At 73.8% G+C, this 22,349-nt stretch carries 2 protein-coding genes (1 of these 2 only partly in view); both read right to left on the bottom strand.

Translation table 11 applies throughout. The features are described from left to right. Positions 1–14: 14 nt before the first annotated feature. A complete protein-coding gene (locus tag ACH4SI_RS41200; RefSeq protein ID WP_398305914.1) occupies positions 15–16,136 on the bottom strand; it encodes a type I polyketide synthase in 16,122 nt (5,373 codons plus the stop codon). Then, on the bottom strand, positions 16,133–22,349 hold part of the coding region annotated (locus ACH4SI_RS41195; protein WP_398305911.1) for a type I polyketide synthase (this coding region is incomplete at its 5' end). 14,564 nt of the annotated region lie beyond the right edge of the window; 6,217 of 20,781 annotated nt are visible. The genes ACH4SI_RS41195 and ACH4SI_RS41200, both read right to left, overlap by 4 nt.

Raw genomic sequence — 22,349 nt, 5'->3', positions numbered from 1 at the left:
CCGGGGATCGGGGATCAGTGGTCCGTCGGTCGGCCGAGCTCACTGTCGATGAAGGCCAGGACCTCGTCGGCGCTCGCCGCCTCGATCCGCTGCTGTACGTCCTGTTCGCCGGTCTCGGTGCCGGTGCCGGTCACCCGTGCGAGCATCTTCCGGAGCCGCGCCGCGGCCCCGGCCCTGACGGCCTCGCCGAGGTCTTTCGCCGACAGCGCTGCGGACAGCGCCGTTTCCAGTCGGTCGAGTTCGGCGGGCAGGGCGGGGCCCGCGTCCGCCGGGGCGGGCTCGCCGAGGCGGGTCGCCAGGAGGCCGGCGACAGCGGCCGGTGTCGGGTAGTCGAAGATCAGGGTCGCGGTCATCCGCAGCCCTGTCGTGGCGGTGAGCCGGTTGCGCAGCTCGAGCGCGGTGAGCGAGTCGAACCCGAGCCGGTCGAACTCCCGCTCGGCACTCACCTGGTCCGGCGAACCGTGCCCCAGTACGGCCGCGGCCTCGCCCCGCACCAGATCGGTGAGGAAGCGCACCCGCTCGTGCTCGCGGGTATCCGCGAGCCGCGCCGCGAGGTCGGCCGCCCGGTTCTCGGCGGCGGCGGTCCGGCGACCGGCGCGGACCAGGCCGCGCAGGATCGGAGGCACGGCGCCGGCGAACATCGTCGCGCTGGGGCCGGCCTTGCCCGCCGTACGCATCACGATCAGGTTCGCCTCGTCGCGGCCGGTGGCGGCATCGAAGAGGGCGAGGCCCTGTTCCAGGGTCAGCGGTGGCGTTCCGGACTGGTTCATGCGCTCGATGTGGGCATCGCTCAGCCCGCTGGTCATGCCGGTGCCCTGCGCCCAGGGGCCCCACGCCAGCGATGTCGCGGCCAGCCCCGCGCTCCTGCGGTGCTGGGCCAGCGCGTCGAGGAAGGCGTTGGCGGCGGCGTAGTTCGCCTGCCCGGGGCTGCCCATCACGCCCGCCACCGAGGAGTAGACGACGAACGCCGCGAGGTCCGCCGTCCGCGTCTCCTCGTGCAGATACCACGCGGCGTCGACTTTCGGCCGCAGCACCGCGTCCACCCGCTCCGGGGTCAGCGCGTCGAGCACTCCGTCGTCGAGCACACCGGCCGTGTGCACCACCGCGGTCAGCGGGTGTGCGGAGGGGACCGCGGCCAGGACTTCCCGTACGGCGACGGGGTCGGCGAAGTCGCAGGCGGCGAGGGACACCTCCGCGCCGTGGGCGGTCAGCTCGTCGCGCAGCTCCGCCGCGTCCGGCGCCTCGGCGCCTCGGCGGCTCGCCAGCACCAGATGCCGGGCCCCACGCTCGGTCACCAGGTGCCGGGCCAGCTCGCGACCCAGGCCGCCGGTGCCACCGGTGATCAGCACCGTGCCCTCCGGCCCCCAGGGGGAGCCGTCCCGGGCGGGCGCGGACGGTTCGGGCGCACGCATCATGCGCGCGACCCGAACGGTCCCTTCCCGCACCATGAACTGCTCCTCGTCCGTACCCGGCAGGCTCGGCAGCACGGCCGCGGAGGCGGCCGAGCCGTCGAGATCGGCGAGCAGGAACCGGCCGGGGTTCTCCATCTGCGCGGACCGCACCAGGCCCCACACCGCCGCGGCGGCCAGGCCCGGTACGTCCTCGCCCTCCGGCGCGACCGCTCCCCTGGTGACGAACACCAGGCGGGTGCGGGCCAGCCGGTCCTCGGCCAGGCACTCCTGCATCAGCGCCAGCACCCGATGCGTCACCTCGTGCACCGTCTCCGGGCCGCCATTCATATGGCCCGCGACGGGTACCGCGAGAATCCGCGGTGCCACCGCGCCGCCACGATCGCGCACTTCGGCTAGGGACTTCACTGGTTCCGCGTCCTGACCGAGCGCGTCGGCCAGCCCGAGCTCGTCGGGCCCGAGGACGAACCAGGCGGAGTCGTCGGCGGCTGTCCCGGGCTCCGGCCGTTCCACCCACTCGAGATGGAACAGGGACTTCCGGTGGTCCGGGCCGGCCGGTGCGTCCGGCCGGGCCGCCGGCGGCCGCAGCACCACCGAGTCCGCCGAGAGGACCGGCGCGCCCTGCGCATCGGCCGCGGCCAGGACGAGCCTGTCCGCTTCGCGGGTCAGCCGGGCCCGCAGCACCCGCGCGGACGCGGCGTGCAGCGACACCCCGCGCCACTCGGCCGGGAGCAGCCGTTCACCGTCCTCCTCGCCGCCGGTGAACACAGCCGCGTGCAGCACGGAGTCCAGCAGTGCCGGGTGCAGGCCGAAGCCGTCGGCGTCGCGCACCTCGTCGGGCAGCGCGACCTCGGCATAGAGGTCCTTGCCGCGCCGCCAGACCCCCCGCAGTCCCTGGAACGCGGACCCGTAGGCCAGACCTACGTCGGCGAAGCGCTCGTAGAGGTCGTCCAGCCCGATCCCGGTCGCGCCGGCCGGCGGCCACTGTGCCGCGTCGAAGCCGGCCCCCCGCTCCCCCGGTTCGAGCCACCCGTGGGCGTGCGGCGTCCACGGGGCGTCGGGGTCGTCGGTGGAACGCGCGTGGAACCACAGCTCCCGGCGCCCGGCGTCGTCGGGTTCGCCGACCCGCGTCTGAATCCGCACCGCGCCCCGCTCCGGCACCACCAGCGGCTCGGTCAGGGTCAGTTCCGCCACCCGCTCGCACTCGACCTGGTCGCCCGCTCGGATCGCGGCCTCCAGAAAGGCCGTGCCCGGCAGGATGACCGCACCGTCGACGGTGTAGTCGGCGAGCCAGGGGTGCAGGGTGAGCGACAGGGTGCCGGTGAGGACCACCTCCGCCGAGCCCGCGACGGCCATCACGGCGCCGAGCATGGGGTGTTCGGTCGCGGCCAGACCGAGGCCGGCCGCGTCCGCGGAGCGCAGCGATGCCGTCGGCCAGAACCGCTCGCGCTGGAACGCGTACGTCGGCAGGTCGGTCCGGCGCGCACCGGTGCCCGCGTAGAACACCCGCCAGTCCACCGGAGCGCCGGTGACGTGCAGGCGCGCGAGCGCGGTGGCCATGGCGGCTTCCTCGGACCGGTCCTTGCGCAGCGCGGGAACGACGGTGGTCCCGTTCGGCGCCGAACCCTGGATCATGGCCGAGAGCACGCCGTCGGGCCCGAGTTCGAGGAAGGTCTTCACGCCGCTCTCGGAGAGGGTCCGTACCCCGTCTGCGAACCGTACGGTCTCGCGGACGTGGCGTACCCAGTACTCCGGTGAGCAGAGCTCGGCGGCCGTCGCGAGCGCACCGGTCAGGTTCGACACGACCGGCATCGTGGGCTCGTGGAAGGTGAGATCCCCGACCACCGTACGGAATTCGTCCAGCATCGGATCCATCAGCGGCGAATGGAACGCGTGCGAGACCCGCAAACGGCTCGTCCTACGATCCTCGAAACGCCCGGCGACCTCCAGCACCGCCGATTCCTCACCGGACAACACCACCGACGACGGCCCGTTCACCGCCGCGACCGACACCCGGTCGGACAGCAACGGCCGCACCTCGTCCTCCGTCGCCTGCACCGCCACCATCGCCCCGCCGACCGGCAACGCCTGCATCAACCGGGCCCGCGCCGACACCAGCCGGCACGCGTCCTCCAACGACAGCACACCCGCCACATGCGCCGCCGCCACCTCACCGATCGAATGCCCACCCACGAACCTCGGCACGACACCGAACGACTCCACCAGCCGGAACAAGGCCACCTCGACCGCGAACAGCGCCGGCTGAGCACACCCCGTCGCATTCAGCGCCTCCGCATCCTCACCCCACATCACCTCACACAGCGCGGGATCGAACTCGGCCAGCACCCCGTCCAAGGCCCGCGCGAACACCGGGAACCGGCCGTACAACTCCCGCCCCATCCCGATCCGCTGCGCACCCTGCCCCGAGAACACCACAGCAAGCGGACCTTCAGCAGCCACACCCCGGGCCACCTCGACCACACCATCCGCCGACGACAGCAACACCGCCCGATGATCGAACACCGACCGGCCCGTCACCAACGAGAACCCCACGTCCAACGGCAGCCGCCCGTCCGCGAACGACGTGATCCGCTCCACCTGCGCATCGAGCGCCGCATCGCTCACGGCCGACACCGGCCACGGCACCACCGCCGGCCTGACCTCCGGCTCCCCACCGGCCTCCACCACCGGCTCGGGACCCTGCTCGAGGATCACATGCGCGTTCGTACCACTGATCCCGAACGAGGACACTCCCACCCGGCGCGGGTGGTCCGTCTCCGGCCACGCCACGTTCTCCAACAGCAGCTCAACGGCCCCCGCCGACCAGTCCACATGGGACGACGGCTCGTCCACGTGCAACGTCCGCGGCAGCACCCCATGCCGCATCGCCAGTACGGACTTGATGACACCGGCGACGCCCGCCGCGGCCTGCGTGTGGCCGATGTTGGACTTCACCGAGCCCAGCAGCAGCGGATACTCCCGGTCCTGCCCGTACGTCGCCAGCAGCGCCTGCGCCTCGATCGGATCGCCGAGCATGGTGCCGGTGCCGTGCGCCTCCACCGCGTCGACCTCCGCCGGGTTCAGCCCGGCACCGGCCAGCGCCTGGCGGATCACCCGCTGCTGCGAGGGGCCGTTCGGCGCGCTCAGACCGTTCGAGGCACCGTCCTGGTTCACGGCGGAGCCCCGCAGCACGGCGAGGATGTGATGCCCGTTGCGCACCGCGTCGGACTGCCGCTCGACCACCAGCATGCCGATGCCCTCGGACCAACTGGTTCCGTTGGCGGCCTCGGCGAACGGCTTGCACCGTCCGTCGGGCGCCAGCCCGCCCTGGATGCTGAACCCCTCGAAGCTCACGGAGGTCGTCATCACGGTGACGCCACCGGCCAGGGCCAGCGAGCACTCCCCGGCACGCAGGGCCTGCGCGGCCAGGTGCAGTGACACCAGCGACGACGAGCACGCCGTGTCGACGGTGGACGCCGGGCCTTCCAGTCCGAAGACGTAGGACAGCCGACCGGAGAGCACACTCGCCGCCAGCCCGGTGCCGATGTGACCGCCGAGGTCTTCGCGCGCGCGGGTCACCAGGTGCACGTAGTCCTGGCCGTTGGTGCCCACGAACACCCCGGTCCGGCTGGAGCGCAGGCCCTCCAGATCGATGCCCGCCCGCTCGATCGCCTCCCAGGACACTTCGAGCAGCAGCCGCTGCTGCGGATCCATGGCCAGCGCCTCACGCGGGCTGATCCCGAAGAAGCCCGGATCGAAGTCGGCCGCGTCGTAGAGAAAACCGCCCTCGAGGGTCGCGCTGGAGCCGGGCTGATTCCCGGCGAGGGTCTCCAGGTCCCAGCCGCGATCGGTGGGAAACCCGGCGATGCCGTCCCGGCCGGACGCGACGAGGTCCCAGTACTCCTCCGGGGTACGCACCCGGCCGGGGAACCGGCAGGCCATGCCGACGATCACCACCGGGTCGTCCGCGGGGCCGGGCGAAACCGGGGTGAGGACCGGCGCATCGGCCCGCTCCCCCCGCCCCAGCAGCTCGGCGACGAGGTGTTCGGCCAGCACCCGTGGCCTCGGGTAGTCGAACAGCAGACTCGCGGGCAGCGCCAGGCCGGTGGCGTGGGCCAGTTGGTTGCGCAGTTCCATCGAGGTCAGCGAGTCGAACCCGTGGTCCTGGAACGCCCGGTCCGCGCCGATGGCCTCCGGGTCGGCGTGTCCGAGTACGGCGGCGGCATGGGTCCGTACGACGTCCAGCAGCACCGCCCCCCGCTCGGTCGCCGGGGTGGCGAGCAGGCGCTCACGCAGCTCCGACACTGTGGACTCGCCGTCGCGCCGGGCTTTCCGCGCCGCCCGTGCGGCCGCGCGGGCGCCAGGCAGTCCGGTGAACGCGGCACTGGTACGGAGGCTGAGCAGAGCCTTCAGCAACTGCGGCTGCCGGAGGTCGGCGACGACCGCGGTCGCGTCCGGTTCGGCCACCAGCTCGGCCATCGCCTCCATCGCGAGCCGTGGATCGAGGACGGTGGATCCGGCCGCCTCCGGCGCTCCGGCCCCTCGCCAGGCGCCCCAGGCGATCGATGTCGCCGGGAGGCCCTGTGCCCGGCGGCGCTCGGCGAGCGCGTCCAGCACCGCGTTCCCGGCGGCGTAGTCCGCCCGGCCAGGGCTGCCGACGGCGGCGGCCACCGAGGAGAACAGCGCGAACACCGACAAGTCGAGGTCGCGGGTCAGCTCGTCCAGCAGCAGGGCGGGCTCGACCTTGGCCCGGAACACGTCCTCGAAACGCCGCGCGGGCAGACCGTCGAGCGCGGTGGGCTCTTCCAGGTGACCGGCCGCGTGCACGACACCGGTCAGCGGGGACTCCGGCCCGATCGCCGCCAGCACCGCTTCCAGTCCGGCCCGGTCCGTCGCGTCGCAAGCCGCGATCGTGACCCGCGTGCCGAGCGCGGTCAGTTCGGCCTCCAGCTCCGCCGCACCGGACGCGTCCGGCCCCGGACGGGCGAGCAGCAGCAGGTGTTCCGCGCCGTGCCCGGCCAGCCACCGCGCCACGTGCGCGCCCACCGTCCCGGTGCCCTCGGTGATCAGCACCGTGCCGGTCGGCTGCCACCGCCGTGCCGCGTTCCCTGCGGGCGCGGGCACCAGACGTCGGCCGAAGACCCCCGAGGCCCGCACCGCGACCTGGTCCTCGTCACCGGCGCCGGGGAGTGATCCCGAGAGCACGCCGATCAGCCGCCGCGCGACGTCCGCGTTCAGCGCGTCCACGCCCGGTACGTCGACCAGGCCGCCCCAGCGGTCCGAGTACTCCAGTGCCGCGACCCGGCCCAGTCCCCAGAACGCGGCCTGTCCCGGATCGATCGCCGGGCCGCCGGGATCCGCGGACACCGCACCGCGGGTCACCGCCCACACGGGCGCCGCGATGTCCGCGTCGCCCAGGGCCCGCAGCAGCGCCGCCGTGTCCGCGAGGCCGTCCGGCGACGCGGCGAGGAGTGATACCACGCCTGCGAACTCGGTTCCGTCGGCGGTGAGTTCGGCCAACCGCGCGGTGAGCACCGTACGGTCTCCATCCGCCGGTGCGAAGCGGATCACGGCGGGACCCAGCGCGTCCACGACGTCACGCGCCCAGCCGTCGCCCTCGGCGGGGAGCACCGCCAGCCAGGTGCCCGGCAGTACGGCCGGGAAGGAATCCTCCAGGGGCCGCCACTTCTCCCGGTAGCGCCAGGAGTCGACCGTCGACCTCGTCCGGCGCCGGCCGCGCCAGGACGACAGCGCGGGCACGATGGCGCCGAGGGTGTCGGGGTCCACATCGAGGCTCGACGCGAGGGAATCCAGGTCCTCCCGCTCCACCGCCGACCAGAACTCCGCGTCGATGCCGTCGCCCGCTGCCACGGGTTCGGCCGCCTCCGGCCAGAACCGCTCGCGCTGGAACGCGTACGTCGGCAGGTCGGTCCGGCGCGCACCGGTCCCGGCGAAGAAGGCAGGCCAGTCCACGTCCACCCCGGCCACGTGCAGGCGCGCGAGGGCGGTCAGGGCTGCGGTCTCCTCGTCCCGGTCCTTGCGCAGGACCGGGACGACCGTGGTCCCGTCGGCCACCGACTCGTGGATCACCGGCGAGAGCACACCGTCCGGGCCCAGTTCCAGGAACACCGCCGCGCCCGCGCCGGACAGCGTCCGCATCCCGTCTGCGAACCGTACGGTCTCGCGGACGTGGCGTACCCAGTACTCCGGTGAGCAGAGCTCGCCGGCCGTCGCGAGCGCACCGGTCAGGTTCGACACGACCGGCATCGTGGGCTCGTGGAAGGTGAGTTCCCCGACCACCGTACGGAACTCGTCCAGCATCGGATCCATCAGCGGCGAATGGAACGCGTGGCTGACCGCCAGTTCGCTCCTACGACGCCCCTCCAACCGCGCGACGATCTTCGCGACCGCCGATTCCTCACCGGACAGCACCACCGACGACGGCCCGTTCACCGCCGCGACCGACACCCGGTCGCACAGCAACGGCCGCACCTCGTCCTCGGTAGCCTCGACCGCCACCATCGCACCACCGGTCGGCAGCGCCTGCATCAACCGAGCACGCGCGGACACCAAAGCACACGCGTCCTCCAACGACAGCACACCCGCCACATGCGCCGCGGCCACCTCACCGATCGAATGCCCACCCACGAACCTCGGCACGACACCGAACGACTCCACCAGCCGGAACAGCGCCACCTCGACCGCGAACAGCGCCGGCTGAGCACACCCCGTCGCATTCAGCGCCCCGGCATCCTCACCCCACATCACCTCACGCACCGCTGGATCGAACTCGGCCAGCACCGCGTCCAAGGCCCGCGCGAACACCGGGAACCGGCCGTACAACTCCCGCCCCATCCCGATCCGCTGCGCACCCTGCCCCGAGAACACCACAGCAAGCGGGCCCTCGGCAGCCACACCCCGGGCCACCTCGACCACACCATCCGCCGACGACAGCAACACCGCCCGATGATCGAACACCGACCGGCCCGTCACCAACGAGAACCCGACGTCCAACGGCAGCCGCCCGTCCGCGAACGACGTGATCCGCTCCACCTGCGCATCGAGCGCCGCATCGCTCACGGCCGACACCGGCCACGGCACCACCGCCGGCCTGACCTCCGGCTCCCCACCGGCCTCCACCACCGGCTCGGGACCCTGCTCGAGGATCACATGCGCGTTCGTACCACTGATCCCGAACGAGGACACTCCCACCCGGCGCGGGTGGTCCGTCTCCGGCCACGCCACGTTCTCCGTCAACAGCTCAACGGCCCCTGCCGACCAGTCCACATGGGACGACGGCTCGTCCACGTGCAACGTCCGCGGCAGCACCCCATGCCGCATCGCCATGACCGTCTTGATCAGTCCGGCGGCGCCTGCCGCCGCCTGCCCGTGGCCGAGGTTCGACTTCACCGAGCCCAGGTACAGCGGGTGCTCCCGGTCCTGCCCGTACGTCGCCAGCAGCGCCTGTGCCTCGATCGGATCGCCGAGGGTGGTGCCGGTGCCGTGCGCCTCCACCGCGTCGACCTCCGCCGGGTTCAGCCCGGCACCGGCCAGCGCCTGGCGGATCACCCGCTGCTGGGAGGGGCCGTTCGGCGCGGTCAGACCGTTCGAGGCACCGTCCTGGTTCACCGCCGAGGACCGCACCACTGCGAGGATGTCGTGTCCGTTGCGCACCGCGTCGGACATCCGTTCCACTACCAGCGTCGCCACGCCCTCGGACCAGCCGGTGCCGTCCGCGGCCTCGGCGAACGCCTTGCAGCGGCCGTCCGGCGCCAGGCCGCCGACCCGGGAGAATCCCGCGAAGGTCACCGGGGTGGCCATGACCATCACCGCCCCCACGAGGGCCAGCGAGCACTCCCCTGCACGCAGGGCCTGCGTGGCGAGGTGCAGCGACACCAGCGACGACGAGCACGCCGTGTCCACCGTGACCGCCGGGCCTTCCAGCCCGAGGACGTAGGCCAGCCGACCTGACGCCACACTCCCCGACAGGCCCGTGGTCGCATGGCCTTCGACGTCCGCGGAGGACTGCATGACCAGCGTGGAGTAGTCATAGCCGCTGAGTCCGACGAACACTCCGGTCCTGCTGCCCCGCAGCGCCACCGGATCGATGCCCGCCCGCTCGACGGCCTCCCAGGACACTTCGAGCAGCAGCCGCTGCTGCGGATCCATGGCCAGCGCCTCACGCGGGCTGATCCCGAAGAAGCCCGCGTCGAAGTCGGCCGCGCCGCGCAGGAACCCGCCCGCGGCGCCGTCGCCCTCCGCGTTCCCTTCCCAGCCCCGGTCCTCGGGGAAGCCGGAGATGGCATCGCCGCCCGATTCGACGAACCGCCACAGATCCTCCGGCGAGTCCAGCCCGCCCGGGAACCGGCAGCTCATTCCGACGATGACCATGGGGTCATCGGCCACCGCGACCGGCGTGAGCGAGGCCGGGGCGTCCGCGTTCTGGCCTTCCTCCACCAGCTCCCCCAGCAGGAACCCGGCGAGCCCACGCGGCGTGGGGTAGTCGAAGACCAGCGTCGCGGGCAGGGTGAGCCCGGTGACCGAGGACAGCCGGTTGCGCAGCTCGATCGCGGTCAGCGAGTCGATCCCGAGCCGACGGAAGTCCTTGTCCGCGGAAACGGCCGAGCCGCCCGGGCCGGAGTCCGGCGACGTGTGCCCGAGCACGCGCGCGGCTTCGTCGCGCACCAGGTTCACCAGATGGCGCGCCCGCTCCTCGGGCCGCAGCCCGCGCAGGTGCTCGGCGAGGGCAGCTCGCGACGCGCCGGCTCCGCCGCTGGTCGCGGCGCGGCGGCCGGTGCGGACCAGTCCGCGCAGCAGCGCCGGGACCGCTGCCCGCGCGGGGAGTGCTCCCCCGCCCGTGCCCCCGGTGACCGGCAGCGGGACCACCAGCGCGTCGTCGCCGGCGGTGGCGGCGTCGAACAGGGCCAGTCCGCGCGCCGTCGAGAGCAGCGGCAGGCCGAGGGCGGCGGCGCGGCGCAGGTCCTGGTTCTCCAGGCCGCTGGTCATGCCGACGCCCTGCTCCCACGCGGGCCAGGCCAGCGACACGGCGGGCAGCCCGGCGGCCCTGCGGTGGTGCGCGAGGGCGTCCAGGAACGCGTTGCCCGCCGCGTAGTTCGCCTGCCCCGGGGCGCCCATCACACCGGCGGTCGAGGAGTACAGGACGAAGGCGGCCAGGTCGAGTTCGCGGGTGGCCTCGTGCAGGTGCCAGGCCGCGTCCACCTTGGGCCGCAGCACCGTGTCCACGCGCTCGGGGGTGAGCGAGCCGACGACGCCGTCGTCGAGCACGCCCGCCGTGTGCACCACCGCGGTCAGCGGATGCTCGCCGGGGATCGCGGCCACCAGTGCCCGTACGGCGTCCGGGTCGGCCACATCGCAGGCAACCACCAAGACCTCGGCGCCGTACTCGGACAGTTCCGCCCGCAGGTCGTGCACGCCGGGCGCGTCCGGCCCGCGGCGCGCGGCCAGCACCAGGTGCCGCATCCCGCGCTCGGCGACCAGATGGCGGGCGAGTTCCCCACCCAGACCGCCGGTACCGCCGGTGATCAGGACGGTGCCTTCGGGGTCCCACGCGGGCGGCAGAGTCAGGACGAGCTTGCCGACGTGCCGCGCCAGACTCATGTGGCGGAACGCGTCCGGCGCCCGCCGCACGTCCCAGGCACGCACGGGCAGCGGCTCCAGCGCGCCCACCCCGAACAGCTCCATCAGCGCGGCGAGCATCCGCTGGATGCCGTCGGGGGCGACCCAGCCCAGGTCGAAAGCGTGATAACGCACACCCTCGGGCACACTGTCCGGGTCCCGTACGTCGGTCTTGCCCATCTCCAGGAACCGGCCGCCGGGACCCAGCAGCCGCAGCGACGCATCCACGAACTCGCCGGACAGCGCGTTGAGTACGACGTCGATCCCGCCGTCACCCGCGACGGCGGCGAAGGCCGCCTCGAAGCCGGTGCTGCGGGAGGAGGCGATATGGTCCTCGGCGACACCCAGTCCACGCAGGGTGTCCCATTTGCCCTCGCTCGCGGTGGCGAACACCTCCGCGCCGAGCTGGCGCGCCAGCTGGATCGCCGCCATGCCGACACCGCCCGCGCCCGCGTGCACGAGCACCTTGTCGCCCGGCCGTACCGCGGCGAGGTCCACCAGCGCGTGGTACGCCGTGAGGAACACCAGCGGCACCGACCCGGCCGTCTCCCACGACCAGCCCTCCGGCACGGCCGTCAGCTGCCGCTCGTCCACCACGACGGCCGGGCCGAACCCACCGGAGACCATGCCCAGCACCCGGTCGCCGGGCCGCAGGCCGCTCACCTCCGGGCCGACCGCCACGACCACGCCCGCCGCCTCGGAACCGAACAGCCCGGCCTCGCCGGGGTACATGCCCAGGGCGTTCAGCACGTCGCGGAAGTTGATCCCGGCCGCCCGCACGGCCACCCGCACCTGGCGCCCGGTCAGCGGCTCGAGAACCTCGGGGCACTCCGTCAGGGCCAGCGCGTCGAGGCTGCCCTTCGCCCGGCTGTCCAGTCGCCACGGCCGGTTCGCCGGCGGCACCAGCCCGCCGCCCGACGCCACACGCGCCAGCCGGCCGACCCGCAGCTGCCCGGCCCGGATCAGCGCCTGCGGCTCGTCGAGGTCCAGCAACCCGGGCACGCCCGGCAGTACGGGGCCTGCCGCCGCCGCGTCGTCGAGGTCCACCAGCAGGAACCGGCCCGGGTTCTCGGACTGCGCGGACCGCACCAGGCCCCACACCGCCGCGGCGGCCGTGTCGGTGACGTCCTCGCCGTCCGACGCGATCGCACCCCGGGTCACGAACACCAGGCGGGAGCGGGTGAAGCGTTCCTCGGCCAGCCACTCCTGGATCAGGCCCAGCACACGGCACGTGAGCGCGTGCACGGCCTCGGGACCGCAGCCCCCCGCCGGCGTTACGGCGACGACCTGCGGCACCTCGGCCGACTCGGCCAACTCGGCCAGGGACGGCGCACCTTGGCAGACGGTACCCGTCGAGTCCAGCGCCGCGCCCAGTCCGAAGTCGTCCGCGCCGATCACGGCCCAGGTCCCGTCCACGGCGTCCGGGGTGGTCTGCGGGACCCAGTCCAGGCGGAACAGCGAGTCGGCCGGGTCCGGGCCCGCGGGCGTGGTGGCGGGCGCGGCCGACGGCGCCCGCAGGAACAGCGAGTCCACCGAGATCACGGGCGCGCCGTGTACGTCGGCCGCGGCGACGACGACGGTGTCGGGGCCGGTCCTGAGCACCCTGGCCCGCAGCACGTCGGCGCCGGAGGCGTGCAGCGAGACCCCGGTCCACTCGAAGGGCACCAACCGCTCGCCGTCGCCGGAGTCCGCCGCGACGTGCAGCACCGAGTCCAGCAGTCCGGGGTGGATGCCGAAATCGCCGGCGTCGCGTGCCGTCTGCGGCAGGGCCACCTCGGCGAAGAGTTCGTCGCCCCGGCGCCAGGCCGCCCGCAGGCAGCGGAACGTCGGCCCCAAGTCCAGGCCGGATTCCGCGTACCGGTCGTAGAACCCGTCGATGTCCATGGTTTTCGCGCCCGGCGGCGGCCATCGCGTGGCGTCGAATTCGGCCACCCGCTCGCCCGGGGCGAGCCGTCCGACGGCGTGCAGCGTCCAGGCCGCCCCGGGCTCCTCCGCGGGGCGCGCGAAGAACCGTATCTCCCGGCCGCCCTCGTCGTCGGGTTCGCCCACCCGCACCTGGACCTGGGTCCCGCCGTCCTCGGCCAGCGCGAGCGGTACGACCATGGTGAGTTCCTCGACCCGGTCGCAGCCCGCCTGGTCACCAGCCCGGACGGCCAGTTCCAGGAATCCGGTGCCGGGGAAAAGGATCACACCGCCGACCCTGTGGTCGGCGAGCCAGGGCTGCGCCGCCGGGGACAGCACGCCGGTCAGCGCCAGTTCGTCCGCACCGGCCACGACCATCACCGCGCCGAGCAGCGGGTGCCCGGTGGGCTCCAGCCCCGTCCCGGACAGGTCCGTGGACAGGTCGGCCCCGGAGGGCCAGAACCGCTCGTGCTGGAAGGCGTAGGTCGGCAAGTCGACTCGGCGGGCCCCGGTGCCCGCGAAGAACGCCGCCCAGTCCACCGCGACCCCGCCCACGTGCAGCCCTGCGACCCCGGTCACCAGCGCGGCCTCTTCACCGCGGTCCTTGCGGAGCAGGGGAAGCACCGCGGCCTTCTCCGGCACCGACTCGCGGGCCGCCGCCGAGAGCACCCCGTCGGGCCCGAGCTCCGCGAACACGTGGGCCCCGGCGTCGGCCAGCGCCCGTACCCCGTCGGCGAAGCGCACGGTCTCCCGTACGTGCCGCACCCAGTACTCCGGTGAGCACAGTTCACCCGCGTCGGCCACCTGGCCGGTCAGGTTCGACACCACCGCGATCCGCGGCTCGTGGAACTCCAGCCCGGCGAGGGCCTGACGGAAGGCAGCGAGCATCGGGTCCATCAGCGGCGAGTGGAAGCCGTGCGACACCCGCAGCCGGCTGGTACGGCGGCCCCGCGCCTCCAGCCGCGCCGCGATCTCCCGTACGGCCTCCTCGTCGCCGGACACGACCACCGAGGACGGCCCGTTCACCGCGGCGACCGACACCCGCTCGGTCAGCAGGGGCGTGATGTCGTCCTCGGTGGCCCGTACCGCGACCATCGCCCCGCCGGCGGGCAGATCCTCCATGAGCCGCGCCCGCGCGTTCACCAGCGTGCACGCGTCGGTCAGCGACAGCACGCCTGCGACGTGCGCGGCCGCGACCTCACCGATGGAGTGCCCGGCGACGACATCAGGCCGCACGCCCCACGATTCGAGCAGCCGGAACAGCGCCACCTCGATGGCGAACAGCGCGGGCTGGGCGTATCCGGTCCGGTCGAGTTCGTCGGCGTGTTTGCCCCACATGACATCACGCAGCGGGCGGTCCAGACCCGGATCGAGTGCGGCCCGGACGGCGTCCAGCGCCTCGGCGAACGCCGGGAACCGGTCGTACAGTTCCCGCCCCATGCCGAGCCGCTGCGCCCCCTGCCCGGAGAACAGCATGGCCAGCTTCGTGCGGTCGGGGACGGTGCCGTCCACCACGGAGGGCGCCGCGCCGTTCTCGGCCCAGGCCACCAGCCCGTCCCGGAGCGCTTCGCGGCCGTCCGCGACGACGGCCACCCGGTGTTCGAGACTCGTCCGGGACGTCGCCAGGGAGAACGCCACGTCGAGCGGGCGCGGTCCGGATTCCTCGTCCAGTAGGGAGAGCGCGGCGGTGACCTGGTCCCGCAGGGCGGCCTCGGTGGCTCCGGACAGCACCCAGGGCAGCGCGGTCGGCCGCCGCTCCGCCGTCGTGGAGGTCCCGGGGGCCCCGGGGGTCTCCTCGGCGGGGGTGTCCGGCGCCTGTTCGAGGATGACGTGCGCGTTGGTGCCGCTCACGCCGAACGACGACACGCCCGCGCGCCGAGGGCGGCCGGTGTCCGGCCACTCGCGCGACTCCCTCAGCAGGTCCACCGCTCCGGCGGACCAGTCCACACGAGATGACGGCGTGTCGGCGTGGAGGGTCTTCGGCACGGTGCCGTGACGCATCGCCATGACCGTCTTGATCACCCCGGCGACCCCGGCCGCGGCCTGGGCGTGCCCGAGGTTCGACTTGACCGACCCCAGCAGCAGCGGCGTATCCCGTTCCTGGCCGTAGGTCTCCAGGAGGCTCTGCGCCTCGATCGGGTCGCCCAGCGGCGTGCCGGTGCCGTGCGCCTCCACCACGTCCACGTCGGCCGGGGCGAGTCCGGCGGCGGCCAGCGCCTGCCGGATGACGCGCCGCTGCGCCGGGCCGTTGGGCGCGGTGAACCCGTTCGACGCGCCGTCCTGGTTGACCGCGCTGCCGCGCACCACGGCGAGCACCGGATGCCCGTTGCGCCGCGCGTCGGACAGCTTCTCCAGCACCAGCACGCCGACACCCTCGGACCAGCCGGTGCCGTCGGCGGAGTCGGCGAACGCCTTGCACCGCCCGTCACGGGCGAGGCCGCCCTGACGGCTGAACTCGATGAGCGGCCCCGGCGTGGACATCACGTTGACCCCGCCGACGAGCGCCAGCGAGCACTCGCCGCCGCGCAGCGCCTGCGTGGCGAGGTGCAGGGCGACCAGCGAGGACGAGCACGCCGTGTCGACGGTCAGCGCGGGCCCCTCCAGCCCCAGGGTGTACGACAGCCGCCCGGACACCGCGCTCGCCGCGATCCCGGTGCCGACCTCGCCGGTCGCGTCGTCCAGCGAGCGCACCATCAGGTACGCGTAGTCCTGGCCGTTCGTGCCCATGAACACGCCGGTCCGGCTGGAGCGCAGGCGGTTCGCGTCGATGCCCGCCCGTTCGATCGCCTCCCACGAGGTCTCCAGCAGCAGCCGCTGCTGCGGATCCATCCGCAGCGCCTCACGCGGCGAGATGCCGAAGAAGCCGGGGTCGAACTCCGTGGCGCAGTCGAGGAATCCGCCCTGCCGGCTGACCTCGTTGCCGCGCTCGTCGACCTGGGCGCCGCGCAGTGCGCTCAGGTTCCAGCCACGGTCGACGGGAAATCCGGAGATCGCGTCGGTGCCGGCCGCCACCAGCCGCCACAGGTCCTCCGGGGAGCGTACGCCGCCGGGGTAGCGGCAGCCCATGCCGACGACGGCGACCGGTTCGGTGGCCGCGGCGATCAGATGCCGGTTCTGCCTCCGGAGGCGCTCGGTCTCCTTCATCGCCGCGCGCAGTGCCTGGGCGACCTGCTCGCCGGACGTGCTCATGACTGCCTCCGTCGTTCGGGTGACTCGTCGTCGGGGAACGTGTCGTCGTCGGGTCCTCGGCGTGACTCACCGTCGGGTTGTCCTTGGAGGGCGGCGCGTACCAGGTCCTCCAGTGCCATGGCGTCGATGGACTCCTCGTCCGGTTCGGCGTCCGATGCGGGGGCCCCGGTCCCGGTCCCGTCGCCCGCCAGTTGGAGCAGCGGCTCCAGCAGGCCGATCTCGCGGAGTCGGCCGACCGGCACCGAGGCGAGCAACGACCGGATCTCCGCGTCCTCGGCCGATTCGGCGACCTCGGCGTCCTGGGCCCCGGCCCCGGAGCCGTCGGGCGCCAGCCGTCCGGCGATGTGCTCGGCCAGTGCCAGGGGCGTCGGGTAGTCGAACACCAGCGTCGCCGCCAGGCTCAGGCCGGTCGCGGCGCCGAGCTGGTTGCGCAGTTCGACGGCGCCGAGGGAATCCACCCCCAGGTCCCGGAACGGCCGCTCGGCGCCGACCGCGTCCGCGGTGCGGTAGCCGAGTACGTACGCGGACCGGGTGCGGACCAGGTCGAGCACGGCCTCCAGACGCCTGCCCGCGGGGAGCCTCACCAGCCGCTCCCGCAGCACGTCGCCCGCGGAGTCCGCCGGTTCGCCGCGTGCGGCCACCAGCTCCTGGTAGCCCGGCAGTTCGCGGAGCAACGGGCTCGGCCGGGCCGCGCCGTACGCCTGGGCGAACCGTTCCGGGGCGATCTCGGCGACCAGCGCGGTGGGATCCGCTTCCGTCACCAGCCGGCGCAGCGCCTCGCTCGCCAGCTCCGGGTCCATCGCGTGGACCCCCGCCCGGCGGGCCGCCTCTTCGGCCTCGGCCTTCCCCGCCGTGCCGCCACCGCCCCAGGCACCCCAGGCGATCGAGGTCGCGGGCAGGCCATGCGCCCGCCGCTGCTCGGCCAGGGCGTCCAGCACGGCGTTCGCCGCCGCGTAGTTCGCCTGACCGGGGTTGCCCACGACGGCGGACGCGGAGGAGAAGAGCGCGAACACCGACAGGTCCGCCCCGCGCGTCAGCTCGTCGAGCAGAAGCGCGGAGGTGACCTTGGACCGGAACACGGTCCCGAACCGCTCCGGGGTCAACCGGTCGAGCACGCCGTCGTCCAGCACACCAGCGGTGTGCACCACCCCGGTCAGGGGGTGTTCGGCCGGAACGCCCTCCAGCAGCGCGGTCAGCTGCGCCCGGTCGGCGACATCGCACGCGGCGACGGTGACCCGCGTCCCGAGCGCGGCCAGTTCCTCGGACAACGCGCCGATTCCCGGCGCTTGGGAGCCCCGTCGCCCGGCGAGCAACAGATGCGGCGCACCCGCGCGGGCGAGACACCGGGCGACCTGTCCGCCGAGCGCACCGGTGCCACCGGTGATGAGGACCGTTCCGGTCGGCTCCCAGGCCCCCGCGCCGGTGGGCGCGGCGGCGTGCCGGTCGGGCCGTTCGGTGGGCCGGTCGGCGGGGGACGGGATCAGCCGTCGGCCGAATACCGCGCTCTTGCGGACCGCTACCTGATCCTCGCCGTCCCATCCGGCCAGCACGGCGGCGAATCCGGCGGCGACCCGCTCGTCGAGTTCGCCCGGGAGGTCGATCAGACCACCCCAGCGGTCCGGGTACTCCAGCGCGACGACCCGGCCCAGGCCCCAGACGGCCGCCTGCACCGGCCCGGTCACCGCATCCGAGCGCCCGACCGACACCGCACCGCGCGTCACGCACCACAGCGGGGCGGTGATCCCGGCGTCACTCAGCGCTTGCACGAGCGTGGCGGTGCCGACCGTGCCGGAGGGGGCACCGGTGCCGGAATCCGCTTCGTCCAGTGCCAGCAGGGAGAGCACACCGGCGTAGGCACCGGAATGGGCGTCGGCGTGGTCGCGGAGGCCGGCCGCCAGCTTCTGGCGGTCGTACGCAGTGACCGGCACGCACACCACATCGGTGCCCAGCGCGTCCAGGGCCGCGGTGGCCCACGGGTCGTCGGCGTACGCGGCGGGGAGGACGGCGAGCCACGTCCCCGTCGGGGTGTCGGCGGGAGCACCGGAGACCGGCTTCCAGACGATGCGGTGGCGCCAGCCGTCCAGCGTGGACTCCTCCTGGCGCTGCCTGCGCCAGTCCAGCAGCGCGGGCAGCACCCGCGACAGCGCGTCGTCCTCGACGTTCAGCGCCGCTCCGAGCGAGGCGAAGTCCGCGCCCTCGACGGCGGACCAGAAGGCGTCGTCCGCCTGGCCTGCCCCGTCCCTTTCGCTCGTACGGGACGCGGGCGCGGGCGTGGCGTCCGGCCAGAACCGTTCGTGCTGGAAGGCGTAGGTCGGCAGGTCCACCTGCCGCGCGGTTCCCGCGAAGTACGACTGCCAGTCGACGGTGACACCGCGCAGCCGCAGCCGGGCCAGGGCCGCCGCGACGGACGCCTGCTCCGGCCGCTCCGGGTGCAGCGTCGGCACCGCGGCAGCGTCGTCGGGCAGGGTGGTGCGGGCCATGCCCAGCAGTACGTTGCCCGGGCCGAGTTCCAGTAGCGCCGTGACCTTGCGGTCCGCCAGGGCGCGGACCCCGTCGGCGAACCGGACCGTCTCCCGGACGTGCCGGACCCAGTACTCCGGCGAGCACAGCTCACCGGCGGTGGCGACCGTGCCGGTCAGGTTCGACACCACCGCCAGCCGCGGCTCACGGAACTCCAACTCCCCGGCCACCCGGCCGAACTCCTCCAGCATCGGATCCATCAACGGCGAGTGGAACGCGTGCGAGACACGCAAACGGCTCGTCCTGCGCCCCTCACCCTCGAAGTGGGCCCCGATCGCCAGAACGGCATCCTCGTCACCGGACACCACCACCGATCCCGGACCGTTCACCGCCGCCACCGACACCCCATCGGTCAGCAGCGGCACCACCTCATCCTCGGCCGCCTCAACCGCCAGCATCGCTCCACCGGCCGGCAACTCATCCATCAACCGCGCCCGAGCCGCCACCAGACGGCAGGCATCCTCCAGCGAGAACACCCCCGCCACATGCGCCGCCGCGACCTCACCGATCGAATGCCCGGCCACATAATCCGGCACCACACCCCACGACTCGACCAGCCGGAACAACGCCACCTCCACCGCGAACAACGCGGGCTGCGCAAACCCGGTCCGATCCAGCACCTCCGGCGCCCCGCCCCACATCACCTCCCGCAGCGAGGGATCGAACTGCGCCAGCACGGCGTCCAGCGCCTCCGCGAACACCGGGAAACGCCCGTACAGCTCCCGCCCCATACCCAGCCGCTGACTCCCCTGCCCCGAGAACAGGAAGGCCAGCTTCCCGGGGCGTGGCGCATCCGCGCGGAGGATGTGCGGGCCGTCTTCGCCGTCGGCGAGGGCGGCCAGTGCGGCCAGCAGCTCGCTTCGGTCGGTGGCCAGCAGCGCGGCCCGGTGCTCGAACAGCGAGCGGGTGGTGGCCAGGGAGTACGCCACGTCGGCGCACTCGAGCCCGGGCCGCGCGTCGGCGTGGGCGAACAGGCGTCGTGCCTGCGCCCGCAAGGCGTCCGGCGTCCTGGCGGACAACAGGACCGGAACGGTCTCACCGTCGGCGGGAGACAGTCGCGCGGGTTCCTCGGTCGGCGGTGCCTGCTCCAGGATCACGTGCGCGTTCGTCCCGCTGGCGCCGAACGAGGAGATGCCCACCCGGCGCGGGCGGCCGGGGTCCGGCCACTGGGCCGGTTCGGTCAGCAGCCGGACCGCACCGGCGTTCCAGTCCACATGGGACGAAGGCGTGTCCGCGTGCAGAGTCTTCGGCAGCAAGCCGTGCCGCATCGCCTGCACCATCTTGATCACCCCCGCCGCGCCCGAGGCGGCCTGGGTGTGCCCGATGTTGGACTTCAGGGAGCCGAGCAGCAGCGGACGCGTCCGGTCCTGCCCGTAGGTCGCCAGCAGGGCCTGTGCCTCGATCGGATCGCCCAGCGTGGTGCCCGTGCCGTGCGCCTCCACCGCGTCGATGTCGGCGGGCGAGAGTCCGGCGGCGGCCAGCGCGCGCTCGATCACCCGCTGCTGCGACGGTCCGTTCGGCGCGGTGAGACCGTTGGAGGCGCCGTCCTGGTTGATCGCCGAGCCGCGGAGTACGGCGAGCACGGGGTGACCGCTGCGGCGCGCGTCCGAGAGGCGTTCGATCACCAGCATGCCCACGCCCTCGGCCCAGCCCGTGCCGTCCGCGTCCTCGGAGAACGCCTTGCAACGGCCGTCCGGCGAGAGCGCGCCCTGTGCGCTGAACTCCACGAAGCCGACCGGGGTCGCCATCACGGTCACGCCGCCCGCCAGCGCCACCGAGCACTCCCCCGACCGCAGCGCCTGCGCGGCCAGGTGGAGAGCGACCAGCGACGACGAGCAGGCGGTGTCCACCGAGACGGTGGGGCCTTGGAGCCCGAAGGTGTACGCCAGCCTGCCGGAGAGAAGGCTCGCCGACTGCGCGGTCTCCCACCGGCCGAGGTGCTCGGGCAGGCGGTAGTCGCCGCTGCCGCCGCCGACGAACGCTCCGGTGTCGGTCCCGCGCAGCGCGGCCGGGTCGATTCCCGCCCGCTCCAGGGCTTCCCAGGCCGATTCGAGTACGAGGCGCTGCTGCGGGTCCATCACCAGGGCCTCATGCGGAGAGATCCCGAAGAAGCCGGGGTCGAAGTCGGCCGCGTCGTGCAGGAAGCCGCCGCTGCGGGTGACGCTTGCGCCGTTGCCTCCCGTGTCGCCGTTCAGAAGGGCGTCGAAGTCCCAGCCTCGGTCCACCGGCATGTCACCGACGGCGTCGGTGCCGGCCAGGACGAGTTCCCAGAGGTCTTCCGGCGACCGCACCCCGCCGGGGAAGCGGCAGCTCATGCCGACGATCGCGATCGGGTCGTCGGCCGTACGGGCGGACAGCGCCGCCGGGGCGGCCGGGGCGGCCGGGGCGGTCCGCTCGCCGAGCAGGGCGGTCAGCAGGTGGTCGGCCAGTTCGTTCGGGGTCGGGAAGTCGAATACGGCGGTGGCGGGCACGCTCAGTCCGGTCGCCCTGGTGAGCTGGTCGCGCAGGTCGACGGCGGTCAGGGAGTCGAACCCGAGGTCCCGGAAGGGCAGATCGGCCTCGACGGCACCGGCGTCGGTGTGCCCCAGCACCAGGGCGCTCTTCTCCCGCACCACGGCGAGCAGTTCGCCGAATCGCTCGGTTTCGGGCAGGCCGAGCAGCCTGTCCCGAAGCTCGGTCGCCGCAGGTCCCTCGGTGCCCGCGATCCCTGCGATGCCGGCGGTCTCGCCGTCCCGTAGCGCGGCGTCGAGCGCCGCGCGAGCCTCCGGCAGGTCGGCCAGGAGCGCGCCGGGCCGAGCCGCGGTGAAGGCGGGCGCGAAGCTGTCCCACTCCACGTCGGCCACGGTCAGCGATGCCTCGCCACTCGCGACCGCACGGCCGAGGGCCGCGAGCGCCACCTCCGTGTCCAGCACGGGCAGCCCGCTCGCCCGGAGGTGGCCGGTCGTCGACCGCTCGGTGACCTCCGCCCACGCACCCCACGCGACGCACAGCGCGGCCATGCCACGGTCGCGGCGCCGCTGCGCCATGGCTTCCAGAACGGCCCCCGTGGCCGCCTCGGCGCCTCGGCCTCGTACCCCCCACACTCCGGCGACCGAGCTGAACAGGACGAACGCGTCCAACTCACGGTCGGCGAGCAGATCGTCGAGGTTCGTCACTCCGCCGAGCGCTTCGGAGAACGTGGCGCCGACGAGCTCTTCGGCGTGCACGACGGCGGTCAGCTCACCGGACGGGAGGGCGTCCAGTACGGCCTCCAGCTCGTCGCGATCAGCGGTGTCGCAGGCCAGTACGGTGACCGGGGTTCCCCACTCGGCAGCGAGATCCGCATCCGTCAGGCCGGCTGTGTCGCGCCCGATGAGGACGAGATGCCCGGCGCCCTCCCGGGCCAGCCAGCGGGCGACCCGGACGCCCATCGGTCCGGTGCCGACGACGAGCGCGGTGCCGGACGGGGTCCAGCTCCCGGCGGGCGCCGTGGCCCGGACGAGGCGCCGCGCGAACACCCCGGAGGGCCGCACCGCGAGCTCGTCCTCCGGGGCGGGCAGCGGAAGAGGCCCATCGGAGGCGTAGCCGAGCAGCGCGGCGAACCGCGCGTCCGGCGCCTCGACCAAGTCGATCACGCCACCCCAGCGTTCGGGCCGTTCGAGCGCGGCCACCCGCCCCGCACCCCACACCGCCGCCTGACGGGCGTCATCGACA

This window comes from Streptomyces sp. NPDC021212 (assembly GCF_044332925.1).
Taxonomy (GTDB): Bacteria; Actinomycetota; Actinomycetes; order Streptomycetales; family Streptomycetaceae; genus Streptomyces.
Note: the sequence above shows the minus strand (reverse complement) of the source record. Positions and strands in the feature narration are given on the sequence as shown.

Coding starts and splice junctions, on each gene's coding strand:
- ACH4SI_RS41200 (WP_398305914.1), bottom strand. CDS start 16,136: ATGAGCACGTCCGGCGAGCAGGTCGCCCAGGCACTGCGCGCGGCGATG.